Here is a 21,776-nt window from a genome sequence, read left to right on the forward strand (position 1 = left end):
CACTAATAGATCTACTTCCCAATACAGAAGCTGGAGAAAATCCGGTCCAGTACGTCGTCCGCCGTAGTCTCGCCGGTGACCTCCCCTACCGCGTCCAGCGCATCGCGCAGATCGACGGGGAGAAGCTCCATATTCACCCCGGACTCCAGGTTCGCTACGAACGATTGCAGCGACTCCCTCGCCTTCAAGAGCGCATCGCGATGCCGCGCCTTGGAGAGGGCTACAAACTCGCGACCATCTATGGCGTGCCCGTGCATGAAGGCGTTGGTGATGGCGTCACGCAGTTGAGGGACGCCGTCTCCAGTGTGGGTGGAGATAGCGACCACCGGAGCGAAGCAGCCGGAGGGAAGCTCCACCGCCAGCGGCAGGTCGGACTTGTTGCGCACCACGATGCAGCTCTTCGATCCGATGGCCTCCAGGATGGCGGCGTCTTCATCCTCAAAAGCGGACGACCCGTCGATGACAAAAAGAACAAGGTCCGCCTTGGGAATACGGTCCAGTGAAAGGCGCACGCCTTCCTGCTCTACCTGGTCTTCGGACTCGCGGATCCCGGCGGTGTCCAGGAGCTTCACAGGGAGGCCGTTTATGTTGACCACCTCCTCGATGAGGTCCCTGGTGGTGCCGGGAACGGAGGTGACGATGGCGCGTTTTTCCTTTAATAGCGTGTTGAGCAGGCTCGACTTTCCTACGTTGGGCTTGCCGGCGATAACCACGGACACACCGTCGCGTAGCACCCTCCCCTCGTCGAACCCGGCGATCAGGGCATCTAGTTCAGCCAGCGCGGGGGCCACTTTGCCCAACACGTCGGTCTCTACAGCGACATTCACGTCATCCTCGGGAAAGTCGATCAACGCCTCGACATAGGCCAGCGCATAAACTATCCCTTCTTTCACCGTTGAGATGCGCCGCGACAGGAGCCCTTCCCGCTGATGCTGGGCCAGTGCCAACGACGCATCGGTACGGCTGGATATGACGTCCATCACGGCTTCTGCCTGCACCAGATCGATGCGCCCGTTGAGGAAGGCACGCTTGGTGAACTCGCCTGGCTCAGCCGGGCGCGCCCCTTGGGAGATGATCAGCGACAGTATGCGGGAGACCACCAAGGTGCCGCCGTGGCACTGTATCTCGACCACGTCCTCGCGGGTGTAGGAGTTGGGCGCCTTCATATATACGGCCATGGCCTCGTCCACCAGGTCGCCGGTTCCGGGCTGTACCACTTCACCATAAGAAAAACGGTGGCTTTTTAGGCCACCGTTCGATTTGGCGTTGAAGATGCTCCGGGCGATCTGCAGAGCTGCGGGGCCGCTGATCCTGACGATCCCGATGCCGCCTTCCCCTACCGAAGTGCTGATTGCTGCAATTGTGTCGCGGACATACATTTGCTGTACCTGATGCCGGTTAGTCTGCTACGGCTTTGTTGATATACATCTGCTGCGCGATGGTCAGCACGTTGTTCACCAGCCAGTAGATAACAAGGCCGGACGGGAAGTTCAGAAACATGAAGGTGAAGACGATGGGAAGCATGAGCATCATCTTGGCCTGCACCGGATCCATGTTGGTCGGGGTCATCTTCTGCTGGATGAACATGGTGGCGCCCATGATGATCGGGGTCACGTAGTACGGGTCCTTGGCGGAGAGGTCGGTGATCCAGAGGTAAAAGGGCGCGTGGCGCAGTTCGATGGAGTACATCAGCGCGCGGTAGAGTCCGAAGAATACAGGAATCTGCACCAGCATCGGAAGGCAGCCACCGAGAGGATTCACCTTGTGGGTCTTGTACAGTTCCATCACGGCGCGATTCATTGCATCGCGATCGTTCTTGAACTTCTCCTTCAGCTCAGTCATCTTGGGCTGCAGCTTCTGCATGTCCTTCATCGACTTGTAGCTCTTGTGGGTGAGCGGGAAGAAGACAAGTTTCAGGATGAAGGTGATGATGATAATGGCGATGCCGTAGTTGCCGGTGTACTTGTAAAGGAATTTGAGTGAATGAACCAGCGGCTTCGCAATAGGACCGAACCAGCCGTAGTCTATTACTTCATCCAGACGGTCACCCTGCAGCTTCAGGATGTCGAGATCCTTCGGGCCATAGTAGACGGCGTAATTTACAGCGGAACGCTGACCAGGTGCCACGGTGACAGTGGGCGAAACGATGTCGCGCTGAATGGCGTCATTGGCCGGGCGCGTGATGCGAACCTGGCTGATGCTCCCTTTGTCGGCGATGATGCCGTCCATGAAGTACTTGTCGGCAAACGCGGACCAAGCGATGTCCTTCCCGTACTGCACCGGGTTCTTGAGCAGGTCGTCCAGCTTGTCGACCTTCACCTTCCCTTCGCTTAGGGTCGAGGGTGCATGAACTTCGTACCTCCCCTCCTTCTTCGCTTCTACGACGCGAGAGGTCTGCAGCGTATGCATGGCCCCGGTCAGCGCCACATTCCCTAGGTTCTGGACTTCCTCGGTAAGGTCGATGCGGTAGGCGTCGCCGGAAAAGGTATAAACCTTCCTGAAGGTGATCCCCTGCGAAGTGGTGGTGGAGAATTCAAGCGATCCCTTGCCGCCGTTCGTGACCTTGACCTCACCGGTGCTTGCGCTGTAAAGGGCGTCAGGGGAGATGCCGAACTCCCTGGAGTCGCTGAGAAGCGCATAGCGGTTGGCTGCGGTCTCGTTGACCAGGACGATGTCCTTTCCATGGGGGCCGGAAGTCTCCTTGTACTTCTTGAGGACGAACTTCTTCAGGCCGCCCCCTTGGGTGGAGAACACGGCGGTGTAGAGATCGGTATCGACGGTGACGTCCTTGGCAACAGCTGGCGCCTGCCCCGCCTGCGGTGCAGGCACAGCGACGGGCGCGGTACCTGCGGTCGGTGCAACTGCCGCCGGTGCTGGCGCGGTAGCGGAGCTCATGGCTGCCTGTTTGGCGCCTGGCGCCGGTACCGGTTTGGGCGTCGGGAAAATGAAAGAGTAAGCGTAGAGGACCCCGATGGAGAGGAGTACCGCTATGATGAGACGTTTTTCCATGAAATTCTCCTGAAGAGACTATTTAACCGGATCGTACCCCCCCGGATGAAACGGGTGGCACTTCAGTACACGAGCGGCCGTCAACCACAACCCCTTTACGGGACCGTACTTTTCCAATGCTTGTAAGGAGTAATGCGAACAGGTAGGGTAAAAACGGCAGGAAGGGGCCTTGAGTGGAGAGATGAACCTCTGGTAGAAAACTACAAGGCCTATGAATATCTCTTTAAGCATACTTTTTTCGCAGCCGCCCGAAGGCGGCTGCGAGCTCTGTTGAAATCTGGTGAAAGTCAAGCACGTCCGCCCCTTTCTTGGCAACTATGTTGATGTCAGCCGAGATAAAAAGAGACTTATTCTGCCTGTAAAACTCCCGTAGCCTTCTCTTGATACTGTTCCGGACTACGGCGTTCCCTACCTTCTTGCTCGCGGTAAACCCAACCCTCGTACCCGTACCTTCATTGCGTTTCAACAGCACAAGGAAGTACTGCGTATGCAGCTTCGATGCACCTTCGTTGAACTGCAGGAACTCGGGACGCCTTAAAAGGCGTTCGGCCTTGGGAAAATTGGAGCTGGTCAAACAGGAAAACTATTTGGTGGCGATGCTTACGGAAAGACGCTTGCGCCCTTTGGCCCTTCTCCTCTTGATGACGAGACGGCCGTTCTTGGTGGCCATACGTACCAAGAAACCGTGGGTTCTTTTCCTGGAGGTGTTGCTGGGCTGGAAGGTTCTTTTCATCTTTATCTACTCCTTAAACGTTATGGTAATCAGTACTTTTAAAGGCAAGTGTCGAACTTAAACATAAACGACAATCTATGTCAAGGTGTTTTTCCAAAGTCAAGTTTTGCCTTGCAAAAACGGGCCTGCTCTGATAGTCTGCGGCTGCAAAAAAATTAACATCGGCTTAGTCTGTGTAAAACTCGATAACCTACTGTATTTACCTATCTTATTTATTATCAACAGTTGTTGATAAATCTGTTTAAAAACAGTGAAAAAAAAGGCCTCTCTCCATGGAAAATATTTGGCTGGAAGCCCAGGCAAATCTTAAGCAAGTACTAACCGAACAGACATACAGTACGTGGATCGACCCATTGAAGTTTCTGGGCGCCACCGTTGACACCATAGTCCTCGAAGTCCCCAGTTCATTCTTTCAAAAGTGGGTTACTGACAAATATCTGGCCATGATCAAGGAAGCCATCTCCGCGGTCAACGGCAAAAGCTACCAGATAGAGTTCCATGTTGCCGAAGAGAAGCCGGAGGCAGCTCACGAGGCAAAGCCCGAAAAAGAGGCCAAGCCTGCCAGGGAGAAAGAAAAGGATAAGGACAAGGAAAAAGAGAAGGATAGAGAAAAGGAGAAGAAGGAGCTGGTTCCCAATCTGAACCCCAAGTACACCTTCGAATCTTTCGTCTCGGGTCCTAGCAACCAGTTCGCTTATGCAGCCTCCCAGGCGGTGGCGAACAAGCCGGCCACCAATTACAACCCGCTTTTCATCTACGGCGGTGTAGGCCTTGGGAAGACGCACCTGGTCAACGCCATCGGCAACCATATCCTGGCCAAGAACCCGAAGGCGAAGATCTGCTACTACTCCTCCGAGAAGTTCATGAACGAGATGATCAACTCGCTCCGCTACAAGAAGATGGACGAGTTCCGCAACAAGTTCCGGAAAATGGACCTGCTGCTCATCGACGACATACAGTTCATGGCCGGAAAAGAGGCCACGCAGGAAGAGTTCTTCCACACCTTCAATGCGCTCTATGAGTCGCACAAGCAGATCGTGGTCACCTCCGACAAGTTCCCGAAGGACATCCCAGGGCTCGAGGAGCGGTTGAGAAGCCGTTTCGAATGGGGGCTGATCGCCGACATCCAGCCGCCGGGGGTGGAGACCAAGGTCGCCATTCTCAAGAAGAAGTCCGACATGCACGCGGTCAACCTCCCCGACGACGTGGCTCTCTTTCTAGCGGAAGGCGCGAACAGCAACATCCGCGAGTTGGAAGGGATGCTGATCAGGCTGGAGGCGTTTGCAAGCCTCACCGGCCAGGAGATAACGCTCAGCATGGCCCGCGAGGTGATGAAGGACATCATCGTCGAGAAGACCCGTGACATCACCGTCGAGATGATACAGAAGACAGTGGCGGAGCACTTCCGCATCAAGGTATCCGAACTGAAATCCGACAAAAGGATCAAGACCCTCGTGGTCCCGCGCCAGATAGCGATCTACATCTGCCGCGAGCTCACCAAGGCGTCCTACCCGGAAATAGGCGAGAAGTTCGGCGGGAAGGACCACTCCACCATCATCCATTCGGTGAAAAAGATTGAGAAGCAGATCGCGGGTGACGATGAGTTTAAGGCGACTGTGGAAGACATAAGGAAAAAGCTGTTCACATAAAGGGGAAAACTGTGCATAACTTCCCCCTTCAGCGCGGTGTCAAAATGGCCTGTGCAGAAACGAACCAAACTCAACAGATTATGCCTGTGACTTTCCAGAGCAAAAAACGGCGGCTTTTCAAAGGGTAAGAGGGCTTGTCCACTTATCAACAGGCCACTATCTACTACTACTTTAAAAACTTTAAAAACATAATAGAAAAAGAACCGGGGGACACATGGAGTTCAGAATCAGCAAAGAGATTTTTATGAAAGCCCTCCAGAGAATTCAGGGTATCGTAGAAAAACGCAATACCATGCCGATTCTCTCCAACGCACTGCTGGAGGTTCAAAACGACCAGCTCTTCATCACGGCCACCGATCTCGAGGTAGGCATGAAGAGTTCCTACCCCACGGCTGTCATCAGGGAAGGAAAGATCACCGTTTCAGCCAAAAAGCTTTACGAGATCGTAAAGGAGATGCCGGACGAGGAGATTCACTTCACCACCAAGGACAACGACTGGGTCGAGATCACCTGTGGCAAGGCGCGATTCAACATAGTCGGGCTTTCATCCGATGAGTTCCCTTATTTCCCCAAGGTGAAGGAAGAAAGCTTCCTGGTCTTCAAGAACGAGATCCTCGCGGACATGATCGAGAAGACCTCCTATGCAATCTGCTATGACGAGACCAAGTACAACTTAAACGGCGTCTTCATCAAGGCGTTCGATGAAAACGGAGAGAACGTACTCAAGATGGTGGCGACCGACGGTCACCGACTATCCGTCTCTCAGAAAACAATCACCGGGAACATCACTTCCGAGCTCTCAAAAGGGGTCATCTTCCCCAAGAAGGGTATCTTCGAGCTGAAAAAGATGGTGGAGGAGGAAGACGGCGAGATCATGCTCGGCTTCATGGACAACTCCGCGGTGATCAAGAAAGGAAACACGGTGGTGGTTATGCGGCTCATCGACGGTGAATTCCCGGACTACACCAAGGTGATCCCCGCCAGCAACGACCGGATCGTACAGATAAACCGCGACAAATTTCTGCACTCGCTGAAAAGGATGGCGATCCTCTCCAGCGAAAAGTTCAAGGGGGTCAAGATAGACGTGAACCCCGAGCTGGTGATCATCTCGTCCAGCAACCCGGAACTCGGCGAGGCAAGAGAAGAGATCGAGGTCCAGTACGAAGGCAACAACATCTCGGCCCGCTTCAACGCCAAGTACCTGATCGACGTCCTGTCGGTAATGGAGCAGCGCGAAGTGGAATTGAAGCTCAAGGACGAACTCTCTCCGGTCATCATGAAGGCAGCGGCAGAGGAGGAGTTCCTGGCAGTCATCATGCCGATGAGGCTCTAGAAAAACAGATTATGATTGAGATAAAGATTAAGAAAACTGAAACATCAGGCGGAGCTATTGATCATTTACTGTAACAGCCAGGTTTCCTTAATCTCAATCTTAATCTTAAGTTAATCTAGATTTCAGATGAAATTGATAAAGCTCAAACTTGCTTCCTTCCGCAACCTGCAGAACATAGAACTTGCGCCAGGCAAGAAGTTCAACGTTTTCTACGGTAATAACGGCCAGGGCAAGACCAACCTGCTGGAGTCGATCTACCTCCTAGCTACCATGAAGTCGTTCAAGCAGGCGCGAAATGCGGAGCTGATCGCGTTCGGAGGCGAGTTTGCGCTGGTGAAAGGGACCGTGGAACGGGACCAGGTCCGGCGGGAAATCGCGGTTCTCATCGAGAAGCAGGGGAAAAAGGCGAAGGTCGACGCCAAGCTGATGACCAGGCTGGACGACTTCTTCGGCAACCTGAACGTGGTGCTCTTCACCCCGGAAGAAATCTCCATGGTGCGCGGCGGACCGGACCTCCGGCGCAGGTACCTGGACCGGGCGGTTTTCACCTGCGACCTCGGCTACCTGACCGCGTACCACGACTACGCAAAGATCCTGAAGAACCGCAACGCCCTCCTGAAGGTGAACGAGACCACGGGGATAGAGGTCTGGACCGAGCAGCTGATACAGGCGGCGCTTTTGGTGATCGAGCGGAGAAAGGCCTACCTCGACCGTATAGGGAAGCTGCTGCAGGGGTTTTACAGCGAGATATCAGGAAACGAAGAGACGGTTCAGATCGAGTACCGGCTGCATGGGGTGGACGCGCGGCTTTTCACCGAAGATCCGGCCGGGGCTCTCAACCAGGCCCTCAGGGCGCATGCTGCGGAGGAGAGAAGGCGCGGCTCCACTGCCATCGGCCCTCACCGCGACGACCTTTACTTCGGCCTCAACGGCCGCAGCGCCAGACAGTATGCCTCCCAGGGACAGCAGCGCTCCTTCGTGCTGGCGCTCAAGATGGCGGAGATAGAACATATCACCAGGTGCTTCGAGGCGCCGCCGGTTCTCCTGCTGGACGACATGACCAGCGAACTGGACCGGGAGCGCAACCGCAACCTGATGGAGTTTTTGAAGAAACGGGAGATGCAGGTATTCATCACCACGACGTCGCTCCATAACGTGGACGTCGACGAGCTGCAGGACAACAGGACGTTTCGCATCAAAGAGGGAAAAATTCTCGACTAGGGGTAAAGATGAACTCAGAAGAACAGGGCGATTACGGGGCAGATAAGATCCAGATACTGGAAGGACTGGAAGCGGTACGAAAACGTCCGGCCATGTACATCGGTTCCACAGCCGCTCAGGGTTTGCATCACCTGGTGTACGAACTGGTGGATAACGCGATCGACGAGGCGCTGGCCGGCTACTGCGACGCGGTCCAGGTCATCATCCATTTGGACGGCTCGGTGACGGTCGAGGACAACGGTCGCGGCATACCGACCGACATGCACCCGACCGAGGGAAGGTCGGCGGCGGAGGTCGTCCTCACCGTTTTGCACGCCGGCGGTAAATTCGACAACACCTCCTACAAGGTCTCAGGCGGCCTGCACGGCGTCGGCAGTTCCGTCGTCAACGCGCTTTCCACCAGGCTCGACCTGGAGATCCGCAGAAACGGGCATATCTACACCCAGACCTACCGCAAGGGGGTTCCGCAAGCGCCGCTGGAGATAACCGGCGAGACCAAGAGGCGCGGCACCAAGATCACCTTCTTTCCCGACGGCGAGATCTTCGAGACCACCGAGTTTTCCTTCGACGTCCTCTCCAAGAGGCTCAGGGAGCTCGCCTTCCTGAACGCCGGGGTGCGGATCAAGATCCACGACGAGCGGACCGAGAAGGACCACGACTTCTACTACGAGGGGGGTATCAGGAGCTTCGTCGAGTACCTCAACAAGAACAAGAACCTGGTCAACCCGGAGCCGATCTACATCAGGGGGGAGAAAAGCGGCGTCGATATCGAGATCGCCATGCAGTACAACGACTCCTACGACGAAAAGGTCTTCTCCTTCGCCAACAACATCAACACCCACGAGGGTGGCACGCACCTCATCGGTTTCAAGGCGGCGCTTACCCGCACCATGAACACCTACGCCAACACGAACAACCTTTTGAAGAACGTGAAGGTGGCGATCTCCGGCGACGACCTGAGGGAAGGGCTCACCGCGGTCATCTCGGTGAAGATCTCCCAGCCGCAGTTCGAGGGGCAGACCAAGACCAAGCTGGGGAACTCGGAGGTGAAAGGTTACGTCGAGACCCTCATGAACGAGAAGCTTGCCACCTACCTGGAAGAAAACCCGGCCATGGCGCGAAAGATCCTGGAGAAGTCGATAGACGCGGCCCGGGCCCGCGAGGCGGCAAGGAAGGCGCGCGAACTGACCCGCAGGAAAGGGGCGCTCGAGGTGGGAACGCTGCCGGGGAAACTCGCCGACTGCCAGGAGAAGGACCCCGCGCTTTGCGAACTGTTCCTGGTCGAGGGCGACTCCGCAGGCGGCTCCGCCAAGCAGGGGCGCGACAGGAAGTACCAGGCGATCCTCCCCTTGAAGGGGAAGATCCTCAACGTCGAGAAGGCGCGTTTCGACAAGATGCTCGCTTCCCAGGAGATCAGGACCCTGATCTCGGCCCTTGGCACCAGCATCGGCAAGGAAGACTTCGACATGGCGAAGCTTCGTTACCACCGCATCATCGTCATGACCGATGCGGATGTCGACGGCTCGCACATCCTCACCCTGCTTCTGACCTTCTTCTTCCGCCAGATGCTGGAGTTGATCGAGCGCGGCTACCTCTACATCGCGCAGCCGCCTTTGTACAAGATCAAACGCGGCAGGAAAGAGCAGTACCTGAAGAACGAGGCGGCCCTGCAGGCCTACCTCCTCGAAGAAGGGACCGAGGAGATGACGCTCAAGCTCGGCGTCGGCAACGACGAGCGGGTGTACCGCGGCAAGCAGATCATCCCCATCCTGACCCAGCTGATCGACTACAACGAACTGTTCGACAAGGTGGTGAAGAAGGGTATCAACGACGAACTCCTGCGCGTGTTCCTGAAGACCGGCGTGAAACCCGGCCTCGAGGAGATGGCCGACCTGATCGCCCTCTTGCCGAAGATGAAGGAGGCCTTCCCCGAGGTGACCACCGAGGAGTTCGGCGACAGCATCATATTCGCCTTCGGCAACCTGAGGGTGAAGATAGACCACCAGATCTTCTCGGTGCTCGAGTCCTACGAGTACGGCATGCTGCTGGAGAGTCACAAGCGGATGCGTTCGGTTATGGGGACAGGCACGGGCGTCGTCTTAGGCGCCGAAGACAAGCTGGTGCTCGAGACCGAGAACCAGGAGGACATCCTCTCCTTCTTCATGGAAAGCGCCAAGAAGGGTCTCTACATCCAGCGCTACAAAGGTCTGGGCGAGATGAACCCGGAGCAGCTCTGGGAGACCACCATGCACCAGGAGAACAGGGTGCTCTTGCAGGTGAAGATCGAGGACGCGGTGGCCGCCGAGGAGATCTTCACCGTGCTCATGGGGGACCAGGTAGAGCCGCGGCGCGATTTCATCGAGCAGAACGCGCTGAACGTCTCCAACCTGGATATATAAAAATTTTTTCGCCCTCCCTGCGGGAGGAAACGGTTCAGAGTTTGAGCAAGAAGTGTCAGTTAAAAGACCGGATTGTCGGATTTTTTAACAGTTATGGCATGGGAGCCGGAAGCTTCTTCATTAGTCTTTAATGAACTCAAATTCCGTCGACGCGACTCCCTGAAGCTGCGAGCTGCGAATCCAATCATGGAAATACCCCTTTTATAAAGAGGTATTTAGGCCGGGTCAGGGAACTGGTGCTTTCTTAAACAAAAAAAATCTACCCTCCCTTCGGGAGGGGATAGTCTTTGCATATTTCTACTTGCAACGCAAAAGCTTCGGCGAATACGCCGCCTTTTGACGGAAAGGTTCCTTAAATGCTGAATCAACTGAACAAGGTATCGGTAAACATCGAAGATGAGATGAAACGCTCCTACATGGACTACGCCATGTCCGTGATCGTGGGGCGCGCTCTTCCGGACGTGCGCGACGGGCTGAAGCCGGTACACAGGCGCTGCCTGTTCGCCATGTACGACATGAGCAACGACTGGAACAAGCCGTACAAGAAATCGGCCCGCGTGGTCGGCGACGTCATCGGTAAATACCACCCGCATGGCGACACCGCCGTTTACGACACCTTGGTCAGGATGGCCCAGGACTTCTCGCTGCGCTATCCGCTGGTCGACGGCCAGGGGAACTTCGGCTCCATCGACGGCGACTCCCCTGCGGCTATGCGTTACACCGAGATCAGGATGGAGCAGCTGGCCCACGAGCTTTTGGCCGACATCGACAAGGAAACGGTCCCCTACGGCCCCAACTACGACGACTCGCTGAAAGAGCCGCTGGTGCTCCCCTCCAAGTTCCCCAACCTCTTGGTGAACGGCTCCGCCGGCATAGCGGTCGGCATGGCCACCAACATCCCGCCGCACAACCTCTCCGAAGTGATCGACGGCATCGTGGCCATCATCGATAACCCGCAGCTTACCTTCGAGGAGCTGGTGGAACTGATCCCGGGGCCGGATTTTCCGACCGGCGGCTTCATCTACGGCCGCGAAGGGATCATGAAGGCCTACTCGACCGGCCGCGGCATCATCCAGATGCGCGCCAAGGTGCAGATCGAGACCCAGAAAAAGACCGAGCGCCAGTCCATCGTGGTCACGGAAATCCCGTACCAGGTGAACAAGGCGAGGCTGGTCGAGAAGATAGCCGAGTTGGTCAAGGAGAAGAAGATCGAGGGGATCTCGGACTTAAGGGACGAGAGCGACCGCGAGGGTATGCGCGTCGTCATCGAACTGAAGAAGGACGAAAACCCGACCATCATCCTGAACCACCTCTACAAGCAGACCCAGATGCAGTCCTCCTTCGGCATCATCATGCTGGCCATCGTCAACAGCCGGCCGCGCGTTTTGACGCTGAGAGAGACCATCGACTTCTTCATCGAGCACAGAAAGGAGATCGTCACCCGCCGCACCATCTTCGACCTGAAGAAGGCAGAGGCGAGGGCCCACATCCTGGAAGGCCTGAAGATAGCGCTGGACAACCTGGACGAGGTGATCGCGCTGATCAAGGCGAGCGCCTCCCCGGCCGAGGCGAAGGCGGGGCTCATGGAGCGCTTCGGGCTCTCCGACCTTCAGGCCCAGGCGATCCTCGACATGAGGCTGCACCGCTTAACCGGCCTCGAACGCGAGAAGATCATGGAGGAGCTGCGCGAGATCCTCAAATACATCGCGAGATTGAAAGAGATCCTCGCCTCCGAGGCGGAGATCCTCAAGATCATCGTGGGCGAGCTCGTCGAGCTCAAAGACAAGTTCGGCGACAAGCGCAGAAGCGAAATAGTGATGCAGACCGCGGACATCTCGCTGGAGGACACCATCGTCGAGGAAGACATGGTGGTCACCATCTCGCACACGGGCTACATCAAGCGCAACGCCGTCACCCTCTACCGCGCCCAGCGCCGCGGCGGCAAGGGCAAGACCGGCATGAAGACCAAGGAAGAGGATTTCGTCGAGCAGCTTTTCATCGCCTCCACCAAGGATTACCTGATGTTCTTCACCGACGCCGGGAAGGTCTACTGGCTCAAGGTGTACGAGATCCCGGAGGCGGGGCGCGCGGCGCGCGGCAAGGCGATCGTGAACCTCTTGAACCTGGCGGCGAACGAGAAGATCACCACCATACTCCCGGTCAAGGAGTTCGTGGACGACAAGTTCATCATGATGGCCACCAGAAACGGCGTGGTGAAGAAGACCAACATGATGGAGTACTCGCACCCGAGGGTAGGCGGCATCATCGCCGTGAACCTGGACGAAGGGGACAAACTGATCACCGTAGCGCTCACCGACGGCAAGCAGGACGTGCTGCTCGCTTCCGCCAACGGCAAGGCGATCCGCTTCAAGGAAGAGGACGTCCGCACCGTGGGACGCGTCTCGCGCGGGGTGCGCGGCATGACGCTGGAGGACGAGGACGTGGTGATCGGCATGGAGATCCTCAACGAGAACTTCACCGACTCCACCATCTTCACCGTGACCGAAAACGGCTACGGCAAGCGGACCGAGATCAGCGAGTACCGCAGCCAGTCGCGCGGCGGCAAGGGGGTCATCACCATCAAGACCACCGAGAGAAACGGCAACGTGGTGGACATCAAGCAGGTCAACGACGACAACGACCTGATGCTCATCACCGACCAGGGAAAGATCCTGCGCGTCCCCGTCGCCGGCTTCTCCATCATCGGGCGCAACACCCAGGGGGTGCGCCTCATGGTGAAAGAGGAGAACGAGCGGGTAGTAGCCGTGGCCCGGCTCGCCGAGAAAGAGGAGGAGCACGACGAGTCGGAAGAGAGCGAGCTCGACGAGATCGTGGAACTGGAATCGGGCGAAGAGCAGGGCGAAGAATAACAGCCCATCCCCTCTGGGAGAGGGGCGGGGGTGAGGGCGGCCGCCCAGCCTGGACCCATCTTCGTGGCATCTCCCTCACCCGCCCTTTGGGCACCCTCTCCCAGAGGGAGAGGGAATGGACGGACGATCAGTTGTGCAGCCGGCCATATACAGTCGGACCTTGTTATGTTCCCCGTTTGGGGGTGCCGTGAATTCGAGGTAGGGCATGCAAACCAACAGGATAGACAACTCATTGAAGGAACGCCGGGATATCCTGGACCTTCTGGGCAAACTTCGGGGTGACGGCATCTCCATCCACGAGATGGAGAAGATCGGCCAGAAGTTCCAGCAGGCGGGAAGGCGCGCGCTGCGCCCGCTGGTGCGCGAGCTCTGGCGCGAGAATTCCGGGGAGTTGATCACTAAGTATGCCTACATCCTCGACTTCTTCGAAACCGACGACTGGCTGGACCAGTTGATCCAGATAGCGCTCAAGCGCAAGGACTTGGGCGCGGACGGCAAGGCGGCGCTTATGGTCGCCCTCGAAGGGTACGGGGTCGACGTCCACTCCCCCCCCTTCAAGCAGCCCCCCCCCGCGCCCCGCAGCACCTTGGGAGAAACGGTCCAGGGGGCCATCCGGCTGGGCGAGGAGGGGATGGTAACTTTCCTCGACGACTTCCTCTCCTACCAGCAAGAGGTGCAGCAGATTGTGATCCGCGAGCTGTCGCAGTCCGGCGATCCCTCCGGTTCGCGGCTCCTTGCCGCGATGCTCTGGCACGAGGACCGGACCGTCGTCCTCTCCGCGCTGCAGGCCCTGGCCCGGATCCGGGATCCCTTGGCCGCAGGCGTCTTGCAGGATTTCCGCGCCGACTGCGCCGAAGAATATTCCGACACGGCGCAAAAATGCCTGCGCCGGCTAGGCTTCCTCGGGATCAAGGCGTCCGCGCCGCGACAACTGCTCCCCTTCCATGCCGCCCACGCCACCGCCCCCGACGGCGACGGCTACCGCTCGCTTTTGCTGTCGCGCCGGACCGCGGAGGGGCGACTCTGCGTCTTGTACCTGCAGGTGCATGAACGGCGCGGGGTGCTGGCAGCCTGGGGCTCGGCAGAACTTACCCTTGAGGAGTTCCGCTCCGAGGTGGAAGGTTTCCGCATGCAGGACGACCTGCACGAAGTGCCCCCTTCCTACCTGCTTGCGCTGGTGCGCGACGCCCTTTACTGGAGCCGCGAACTCTGCTACCTTCCCGCCGACTTCTACATGCGCCGCGGCATCTTTGCCGGAGAGGACATGACGCCGGCGCCGTTTGCGCCGACTCTGACCGCCCTCCCCCAGCACCGGGTGCTGAGCTTCGAAGAGGGAGAAAACGCGGCCCGGGCCCTGTTCAAGAACCCGCTCTTCACCGGGTGGTTCATGGCAAGCCAGAGGGTCTACGATTATGCCGAGGAATGCCGCGCCGGCGCCGATATCGAGCAGGTGCTGCAGAGGTTTTGCGAGGAACTTCTCGCCCCGGAACTGGAGCTGATCCGGGAGAGGCTTTTGGTGAGCGCCGACCTGATGCGGGTACTGGGTAATCCCTCCTTCGAGGTGGCCAACGTGGTTTCCCTCGCAGAGAGCCTGGAGGACAACCCGCTCCCCCTCCACCTGCACCCCTTCCTGCGCTGCTTCGCGCTGGAAAGCATGGAAATAGCAAAAGAGTCCCTGGAGCGTGGCGACGAAGCGCCGCTTCGGGCGGCCGAGGAATTTTAACGACCCTACCCTTCTCCCTCCGGGGGAAGCGGGATTACCATAAAAAGAGAGATCGGATGGCAGAAAAAATAGCCGTTATCGGTGCAGGGAGCTGGGGCACGACCCTCGCCGACCTGCTCGCCAAGAAAGGGCACGAGGTCACGCTTTGGGCCTACGAGCCCGAACTCGTACTGGAGATGCGCGACAACAGGGAGAACAGCCTGTTCCTTCCCGGCATCAAGCTGAACGAGCGTCTCGCCTTCACCAACGACCTGGCCGAGGCGTATCGCGGCTGCAGCATGGTGCTCTGCGTGGTCCCCTCGCAACTGGTGCGCCGGGTGATGACCAACTCGCTCCCTTTCCTCCCCAAGGAAGCGATTATCGTCAGCGCCTCCAAGGGGATCGAGGTCGACACCCTGGCCACCGTTTCCGAGATCTACCAGGAGATCCTCCCCCCCGAGCAGTTCCAGGTGCTGGCTGCCCTTTCCGGCCCTAGCTTCGCGCGCGAGGTCGCGCTGGAGATGCCGACCGCGGTCACTGCGGCCGCGAGCTCAGAGGCTGTCGCCCGCCGGGTGCAAGAGGCGTTTACCACCGACTACTTCCGGGTCTACCGCAACTCCGACGTGGTCGGGGTGGAACTTGGCGGGGCCATCAAGAACGTAATTGCCATCGCCGCCGGCATCTCGGACGGCCTTGGTTTCGGCAGCAACACGAGAGCTGCCCTCATCACCCGCGGCCTGGCCGAGATGACCCGCCTGGGAGTCGCCATGGGGGCGCAACCCTCCACCTTCGCGGGGCTTGCCGGGATGGGGGACCTGGTGCTCACCTGCACCGGCGACCTCTCGCGCAACCGCAGCGTCGGCATCCAGATCGGCCAGGGGAGGACCCTCTCCGAGATTCTGGGAGAGATGCGGATGGTCGCCGAAGGGGTGAAGACCACCGAATCGGCCTACAACCTGGCCAAGAAGCTTGGGGTGGAGATGCCCATCATCGAGCAGATGTACCAGATGCTCTACCAGAACAAGCCCGCCCGGGAAGCGGTTCTGGAGCTGATGACCAGAAACCTGAAAGCTGAAGGAGCTTAAAAGCAGGAAAAACAGATTGAGATTAAGATTAAGAAAACCTTGAACCAACCTCGATCCAGGTCTTCCTCAATCTTGATGTCTTTCTGATGCAAAGGTTGAGGTTGAGATTGAGACGAGAAGAACCGGCAATCACGCGGGTTTTGAATTTTCTCAATCTTAATCTTTATCTTTATCTGATTTACAAAGGATAGGTGATGCAACTTCGTTTTGGCATAAGAACAAAACTGCTCCTGTCCATACTCGCCATCCTATTCGTATCATACTCAACCCTGCTGTACTCCTCCATGAAGACCCTCAACGCGTCGCTGCAGACCGAGCTGGACCGGAACCTGGCGACCAACCTCAAGTACGCACGCAGCCAGTACCTGGATCAAGCCGAGATCGCCAAGTTTGCCATGATGCAGTCGGTGGTTTCACAGACGGTGCAGCAGCGCCTGCGCGAGCGGGACAGCGCCTGGTTCTCCACGCGCATCAAGCGCTGGCACGACGTGCTCCCCTTCGTGGACCTGGTGGTCGTGGTAGATCCCCAGGAAAAGGTCCTGGCCACCCTGCAAGGCCACGAAAAAGACGGGCCGATGGAGCTGCCGGCGATGGTGAAACAGGCCCTCGCCAGCAAGAGGGCCATCTTGTCGACCGAGCTGCTCAGCGGTGAGTTCATGTGCCGCGCAGGGGTGCCAGGATACTGCGAGCGCCCCGGCAGCGAGGCCTTAGTCGCCACGGTGGCGGTCCCGGTCATCGGAACGGACGGCAGCGTGCTCGGTTGCGTGGTGACCGGGGACATCCTGAACCACCACCCGAATCTCCCCGGCAAGCTGCAGGAGGTCACCGGGAACAACGTGGAGGTGACCCTGACCCAGCGCGGTCTTCGGGTCGCCAGCAGCCTTCCGGCACGGGTGCGGGAATCGTACATCCTCTCTCCCAAGGTGCTCGACGTGCTGGAACGCGGCGAAGTGTACCGCGGCCGGACGGACATGGGCGCCAAGAGCTACGAAACCATCATCGACCCGCTTTTGAACAGCAGGGGGGAGTTCGTCGGCTCGCTTTCGGTGGCGATATCGACGGAAACGGTGACCAACAGCAGGCGGGAAAACCTGCAGTACATACTCGCCTCGGCTTTCCTGGGCATCATCTGCTCCTTCGCCATGGCCTACTTCGCCTCGCGTCACCTGACGGGGCCGCTGCGGCAGTTAGCGGTGAGCGCGCGCCGTATAGAGGAAGGGGACCTCGACCAGAGGGTAGTCGGCCACCAGCGGGACGAGGTGGGGATGCTGGCCTCTTCCTTCAACAACATGGCCGAATCGCTCAAGGAACGGGACGGCATCATCAACAAGAAGACCGGCGACCTCCAGGAGCTGAACGAACAGCTGGAGAAAATGGTCGAGCAGCGGACCTCCGCCCTCAGCATGGAGATGGGGAGGCTGGAGGCGGTGTTGACGAGCCTTGCCGAAGGGGTGGTGGTGACCGACCGGGACAACCTCGTGGTGCTCTTCAACCCGGCGGCTCAGCAGCTCTTCGAACTGGTCCCGCACCGCGTCATCGGGCAGTCTGTCGAGCGCCTGTGCGAGATGACAGGGTTTTGCAATGTCCTGGAACAGATCAGCGAGAAGGCGCAACGGGAGCCCCGCGGCGGTAAAAAAGAGGTCACCGTGAAAGGGAAGCGGCTGCACGTGAACACGGCCACACTCCAGGACGAGGCAGGGGAGTTCGCGGGAATGGTCATGTCGCTGCGCGACGTCACCAAGGAGGAGCAGGTGGACCGGATGAAGACCGAGTTCATATCCACCGTTTCGCACGAGTTGAAGACGCCGCTAACTTCGATCAAGGGGTCGCTGCAACTGCTGCTGACCCGCAGCAAGTGGCTCACGGATACCGAGAGGCAGCTTCTGACCGTCTGCTTCCGCAACACGCAGCGGCTGATCCGGCTGATCAGCGAGATCCTCGACATCTCCGGCATCGAATCCGGCGGGATGATCTTCAACTTCAGGCCCCTTTGCATCGGTGAACTTGCGGTGTACGCGGTCGAGGAGATCAAGTCCTTGGCCATGGGGCGTGAGATCACCATCGTCAACACCGTGGGCGAGCATCTTCCCATGGTATTCGGCGACAGCGATCGCCTGATCCAGGTGATGACCAACCTCCTCTCCAACGCGGTGAAGTTTTCCCCCGAGGGGAAGGTGGTCATGGTCACCGCGGAGCAGGAAGGAAACTACGTGGTGGTCTCGGTGGCCGACAGAGGAAGGGTGATACAGTGGTCCGACCGGGACAAGCTTTTCAAGAAGTTCCAACAAATTGAATCGACCGAACGCAACAAGATCGGCGGGACCGGGTTGGGGCTCGCCATCTGCAAGGAGATAGTCGAGCGGCATCACGGCAGGATCTTCTACACCGCCGCCAAGGAATACGGCAATACCTTCAGCTTCACGGTGCCGATAATAGGGGAGACAGATGCAAAAGGATAAGATTCTCATCGTGGACGACGAGGCGGACATCGCGCTCATCCTCAAGCTGCAACTGGAGGACGCCGGCTACGAGACGGTCCGGGCCCGCGACGGTGTAGAGGCCCTGGAGGCGGTGGCGCAGGAGCCGTTCGACCTCATCATGCTCGACATAAAGATGCCCCGCATGGACGGCCTCGAGGTGCTGAGCCGCCTGAAGGGGGACGAGACCCCGGTGGTGATGATGACAGCCCACGGCAGCGAGGACATCGCCGTCGACGCCATGAAGAAGGGGGCGCTCGACTACATATCGAAGCCTTTTTCCACCGACGACATGCTGCAGAAGGTGGAGCGCGCCATCGGCATCGACCGCACCCGCAAGGAAAACGCCAGGCTCTCGCAGCAGTTGGACGAGGAGCGGCGCAAGATGGAGGCGGTGCTGCAGGGGATGGCCGATCTGCTGGTCGCAGTCGACCCGCAGGGGCGCATCATCACCTGGAGCCGGCAGGCGGCCAGGCTTTTGGCCGCAGAAGGGGAGAGCCTCTCGGGGAAAACCCTGGAAGAGGTGCTCAAGGCCGAGGTCCCGGGGGGAGAACTCCCGGCCCGGACCGTCTTGCGCACCGCGGAGCCTCGCCTCGACGTCGGCTACCTGCTGAAGATCGGCAGCCAGACTGTGCCGGTACTCTCCTCGGCGGCGCCGCTTTGGAACGCGAACGGGGAGCTCGCTGGGAGCGTCGAGATCATCAGGGACATCTCAAAGCTCAAGGAGCTGGAGCAGGAAAAAGAGGATTTCGTGAGCATGCTCTCCCACGACCTCAAGTCCCCCATCACCGCGGTGGTCGGCTCCATCGACCTGGTGCGGGAGGCGAAGCTCGGCCCGGTGACCCCGGACCAGTCGGAATACCTGAACGCCGCCATAGAGAGCTGCGAAGAGATGGTGGAGATGATCGACACCCTGCTCGGCATCCACAAGTTCGAGGCGGGGAAGATGAAGCTGAACTTCCGGGAAGAGGATCCGTCGCTGCTCATCAACCGGGGCGTGGCCAAGTTCCAGACGCCGGCGCAGCGCGGCGCGATCAGGCTTTTTGCGACCCTCCCCCCGTCCCTCCCCGCTATCTCGGCCGACCGCTCCTCGTTCAGCCGCATCCTGGGAAACCTCCTTTCCAACGCGGTGAAGTTCACCCCCGAGGGTGGGGAGATAGAGGTGTCGGCGGATCTGGTACAGGACCCGGCGCCCGTGCTGGCGCAGGTACCGGAGGAGTGCTATCCCGGGCAAGAGCTGCCCAGGGAAGGGGAGTTCGTCAGGATCAGGGTGCGCGACTCCGGCGTCGGGATTCCGCAGGAATCGCTCGGCTCCATCTTCGACCGTTTCGTGCAGGCCAGAAACCGCCGGCAGGGAAAGACCCGCGGCACCGGCCTGGGGCTTGCCTTCTGCAGGAAGGCTGTCGACGCGCATGGCGGGTACATCTGGGCGGAGAGCGAGCCGGGCGCAGGCTCCGTCTTCACCCTCTTGTTCCCGGCGCTTCCGGAGGAAGAGGACGAGTAGCAGCTGACCGTTCTGCACGCGGTGAAAAAGCCCTTTAATTAGCCCATGCAACAGGGCCGGGGAAGAGGGGAGAGATGAAAGTTATTTTAATCACTCCTCTTTTTTGTTGCCGGGAATATAGTAAAGTAATTCCTGGTTCGAGAGGTGGACCCTCTCATGGGAGAAAGCAGGTGAAGTAAGGAAAATTACGACGGGTAAGGGGGCGATGTGGCACTGCGTGAAAGTGACGCCGGATATCGCGAATTGTTTGAAGCAAACCCTCAGCCGATGTGGGTCTGTCACCAGGAGAGCAGGAGGCTTCTGGCGGTGAACGAGGCAGCCCTGCTGCTTTATGGATATCGTCGCGAGCAGTTTCTGGAACTGGCCCTGGAGCATCTGAGCGGCGGCGAGCCGATGGGGGACCCGCGTGCGTCGCAGGACCAGCAGCTGCGCTGCAGGCAGTTGAAAAAGGACGGCAGTTCCTTCGAAGCGCAGCTCATCTGCCACCCTTGCCAGTTCCAAGGAGAGCGGGTGCAACTGGTGCTGGTGCGCGATGAGGGCGGCGCCCAGCAAGAGACGCAGCTTAGGTACCGGGTGCTTCAGCAGGGAAGTCTTTTGGAGGCGGCGCAGCGCGAGCTGGAGACCTTCAGCTATTCCGTTTCGCACGACCTGCGCGCGCCGCTGCGCCACATAGACGGCTTCAGCCGCGCTCTCATGGACGATTACGGCACCCTTATGGACGGCCAGGGAAAGGAGTACCTGACCAGGATCTGCCAGGCGGCGGAGAAGATGTCGCAGCTCATCGACGCCATGCAGCAACTGTCAAGGGTGGGACGGACGGAGTTGAGCCTGGAGAAGGTCGACCTGAGCGTGAAGGCCCAGGTGATTTCATTGGAACTGAAGCACCGGGAGCCCGAACGACGGGTCGACTTCGCCATCGAGGAGGGGGTGAAGGCCGAGGCCGATGCCAAGCTGGTGCGCCAGCTTCTGGAGATCCTGATGGGTAACGCCTGGAAGTTCAGCTCCAAGACACCCTCCGCCGTGATCAGCTTCGGCTCCGTCGAGCTGCAGGGGGAGACCGCGTACTTCGTCAGGGACAACGGGGCAGGTTTCGACATGGCCTACGCCGACAAGCTCTTCTCCGTATTCCACAGGCTGCATCGGGCCGACGAGTTCGAGGGAAGCGGCGTGGGGCTTGCCATCGCCCAGCGCATCGTGGCGCGCCACGGCGGCCGGATCTGGGCCGAAAGCGCCCCCGGCGCCGGTGCCACCTTCTACTTTACGTTGAGAGGCAATTGACGTTGAGAGGCGAGAAGCAATTGACGATTGACAATTGACAATGGGGCATCGCCTCTGGCACCAGCTCCCGAATGGCCAGCTGCCTCGTCATTCGGTAAAAGAAAGTCAACGAGCCAACTGCCTCGTCAATGGGTTCTAGTTGTCGATTATCCATTGTAAGTTGTCAATTGGGGTAAGGGTTTTAGTTGTCAATTGTCAATTGTCAATTGGTTTCCTGATTAGCGCCAATCTTCCGCTAGACGTAACCATGTCTCTGATCGCCTGCCGGTACGGGCAGCAGCTGTTACAAGACGGGGCAACATCGCAGCCAGATCAAAGCGCCGGTTGAAACGATACTGATATTCGCCGAGATACCTGTGTGGGTACTTCGAGAAGTCGAAGGCATGGTAGGTCCCCACGATGGCATTCTTGAGGTTGCCGAGGATGGTGTTAACCCAGGTGAAACATTCCATCTTCTGGCTCTTCGTGGAGCCTTTTCTGATTATGTGCTTCTCGTGAGTGCAACCGGCTTCTGTT

Annotated in this window: 16 protein-coding genes; 10 read left to right on the plus strand and 6 right to left on the minus strand. The window is 58.5% G+C overall.

Annotated elements, in window-relative coordinates:
• Positions 1–11: 11 nt before the first annotated feature.
• From mnmE to rpmH, 5 genes are read right to left on the minus strand one after another with little or no spacing between them, the layout of a single operon-like run.
• Positions 12–1,379 (minus strand): tRNA uridine-5-carboxymethylaminomethyl(34) synthesis GTPase MnmE, encoded by a 1,368-nt coding sequence (mnmE, locus tag K419_RS0109045; protein WP_026841299.1) that lies wholly within the window; start codon positions 1,377–1,379, stop codon positions 12–14.
• A gap of 19 nt (positions 1,380–1,398) precedes the next feature.
• Positions 1,399–3,009 carry a membrane protein insertase YidC gene (gene yidC, locus K419_RS0109050; RefSeq protein ID WP_026841300.1) on the minus strand — a complete coding sequence of 537 codons (1,611 nt, stop codon included), beginning with the start codon at positions 3,007–3,009 and terminating at the stop codon, positions 1,399–1,401.
• Positions 3,010–3,027: 18 nt separating this feature from the next.
• Positions 3,028–3,240, minus strand: a complete 213-nt coding sequence (gene yidD / locus K419_RS23095) for a membrane protein insertion efficiency factor YidD (RefSeq protein ID WP_083770294.1) — start codon at positions 3,238–3,240, stop codon at positions 3,028–3,030.
• Positions 3,233–3,583, minus strand: coding sequence for a ribonuclease P protein component (gene rnpA, locus K419_RS0109055; RefSeq protein ID WP_026841301.1), 351 nt, complete (start codon positions 3,581–3,583; stop codon positions 3,233–3,235). The genes yidD and rnpA overlap by 8 nt, the downstream gene beginning before the upstream one ends.
• A 9-nt stretch (positions 3,584–3,592) precedes the next feature.
• Entirely contained in the window at positions 3,593–3,742 is a 150-nt protein-coding gene (gene rpmH / locus K419_RS0109060) for a 50S ribosomal protein L34 (protein WP_012532489.1), read from the minus strand.
• Between the two features lie 272 nt (positions 3,743–4,014).
• Between rpmH and dnaA the strand changes: the two genes are divergently transcribed.
• The 10 genes from dnaA (at position 4,015) to K419_RS21850 (ending at position 21,260) form a co-directional block, all read left to right on the plus strand.
• A complete protein-coding gene (gene dnaA / locus K419_RS0109065) occupies positions 4,015–5,391 on the plus strand; it encodes a chromosomal replication initiator protein DnaA (protein WP_026841302.1) in 1,377 nt (458 codons plus the stop codon).
• Positions 5,392–5,605: 214 nt separating this feature from the next.
• Positions 5,606–6,724 carry a DNA polymerase III subunit beta gene (dnaN, locus tag K419_RS0109070; protein WP_026841303.1) on the plus strand — a complete coding sequence of 373 codons (1,119 nt, stop codon included), beginning with the start codon at positions 5,606–5,608 and terminating at the stop codon, positions 6,722–6,724.
• Positions 6,725–6,850: 126 nt separating this feature from the next.
• On the plus strand, positions 6,851–7,945 hold the full coding sequence (gene recF, locus K419_RS0109075) for a DNA replication/repair protein RecF (RefSeq protein ID WP_026841304.1): 1,095 nt from the start codon (positions 6,851–6,853) through the stop codon (positions 7,943–7,945).
• A gap of 8 nt (positions 7,946–7,953) precedes the next feature.
• Entirely contained in the window at positions 7,954–10,344 is a 2,391-nt protein-coding gene (gene gyrB / locus K419_RS0109080; protein WP_026841305.1) for a DNA topoisomerase (ATP-hydrolyzing) subunit B, read from the plus strand.
• Between the two features lie 356 nt (positions 10,345–10,700).
• Positions 10,701–13,214 (plus strand): DNA gyrase subunit A, encoded by a 2,514-nt coding sequence (gene gyrA, locus K419_RS0109085; RefSeq protein ID WP_026841306.1) that lies wholly within the window; start codon positions 10,701–10,703, stop codon positions 13,212–13,214.
• Between the two features lie 205 nt (positions 13,215–13,419).
• The gene (locus K419_RS0109090) at positions 13,420–14,937 is read left to right on the plus strand and encodes a HEAT repeat domain-containing protein (protein ID WP_026841307.1); all 1,518 of its coding nucleotides are present in this window, start codon (positions 13,420–13,422) and stop codon (positions 14,935–14,937) included.
• Between the two features lie 56 nt (positions 14,938–14,993).
• Positions 14,994–16,001 carry an NAD(P)H-dependent glycerol-3-phosphate dehydrogenase gene (locus K419_RS0109095; RefSeq protein ID WP_026841308.1) on the plus strand — a complete coding sequence of 336 codons (1,008 nt, stop codon included), beginning with the start codon at positions 14,994–14,996 and terminating at the stop codon, positions 15,999–16,001.
• A gap of 194 nt (positions 16,002–16,195) precedes the next feature.
• Positions 16,196–18,460: an ATP-binding protein gene (locus K419_RS0109105; protein ID WP_026841310.1), complete on the plus strand. Its 2,265-nt coding sequence runs from the start codon at positions 16,196–16,198 to the stop codon at positions 18,458–18,460.
• Complete coding sequence (locus tag K419_RS0109110) at positions 18,447–19,982, plus strand: ATP-binding response regulator (protein WP_026841311.1); 1,536 nt, start codon at positions 18,447–18,449, stop codon at positions 19,980–19,982. Before K419_RS0109105 ends, K419_RS0109110 begins: the two co-directional genes overlap by 14 nt.
• Before the next feature lie 267 nt (positions 19,983–20,249).
• Positions 20,250–21,260, plus strand: a complete 1,011-nt coding sequence (locus K419_RS21850; RefSeq protein WP_264175609.1) for an ATP-binding protein — start codon at positions 20,250–20,252, stop codon at positions 21,258–21,260.
• A 218-nt stretch (positions 21,261–21,478) separates the two neighbouring features.
• Here K419_RS21850 and K419_RS0109120 read toward each other — a convergent pair.
• The coding region (locus K419_RS0109120) for a transposase (RefSeq protein ID WP_026841313.1) at positions 21,479–21,776 on the minus strand (298 nt) is incomplete at its 5' end.

The organism is Citrifermentans bremense R1 (genome assembly GCF_000426865.1).
GTDB lineage: Bacteria > Desulfobacterota > Desulfuromonadia > Geobacterales > Geobacteraceae > Geomonas > Geomonas bremensis.

Bases quoted from the DNA above. Each gene is read 5' to 3' on its own strand.
- dnaA (WP_026841302.1), top strand. From the start codon at position 4,015: ATGGAAAATATTTGGCTGGAAGCCCAGGCAAATCTTAAGCAAGTACTA.
- yidC (WP_026841300.1), bottom strand. From the start codon at position 3,009: ATGGAAAAACGTCTCATCATAGCGGTACTCCTCTCCATCGGGGTCCTC.
- gyrB (WP_026841305.1), top strand. From the start codon at position 7,954: ATGAACTCAGAAGAACAGGGCGATTACGGGGCAGATAAGATCCAGATA.
- K419_RS21850 (WP_264175609.1), top strand. From the start codon at position 20,250: ATGTGGGTCTGTCACCAGGAGAGCAGGAGGCTTCTGGCGGTGAACGAG.
- rpmH (WP_012532489.1), bottom strand. From the start codon at position 3,742: ATGAAAAGAACCTTCCAGCCCAGCAACACCTCCAGGAAAAGAACCCAC.
- yidD (WP_083770294.1), bottom strand. From the start codon at position 3,240: ATGCTTAAAGAGATATTCATAGGCCTTGTAGTTTTCTACCAGAGGTTC.
- mnmE (WP_026841299.1), bottom strand. From the start codon at position 1,379: ATGTATGTCCGCGACACAATTGCAGCAATCAGCACTTCGGTAGGGGAA.
- K419_RS0109090 (WP_026841307.1), top strand. From the start codon at position 13,420: ATGCAAACCAACAGGATAGACAACTCATTGAAGGAACGCCGGGATATC.
- K419_RS0109105 (WP_026841310.1), top strand. From the start codon at position 16,196: ATGCAACTTCGTTTTGGCATAAGAACAAAACTGCTCCTGTCCATACTC.
- recF (WP_026841304.1), top strand. From the start codon at position 6,851: ATGAAATTGATAAAGCTCAAACTTGCTTCCTTCCGCAACCTGCAGAAC.
- gyrA (WP_026841306.1), top strand. From the start codon at position 10,701: ATGCTGAATCAACTGAACAAGGTATCGGTAAACATCGAAGATGAGATG.
- K419_RS0109110 (WP_026841311.1), top strand. From the start codon at position 18,447: ATGCAAAAGGATAAGATTCTCATCGTGGACGACGAGGCGGACATCGCG.
- dnaN (WP_026841303.1), top strand. From the start codon at position 5,606: ATGGAGTTCAGAATCAGCAAAGAGATTTTTATGAAAGCCCTCCAGAGA.
- K419_RS0109095 (WP_026841308.1), top strand. From the start codon at position 14,994: ATGGCAGAAAAAATAGCCGTTATCGGTGCAGGGAGCTGGGGCACGACC.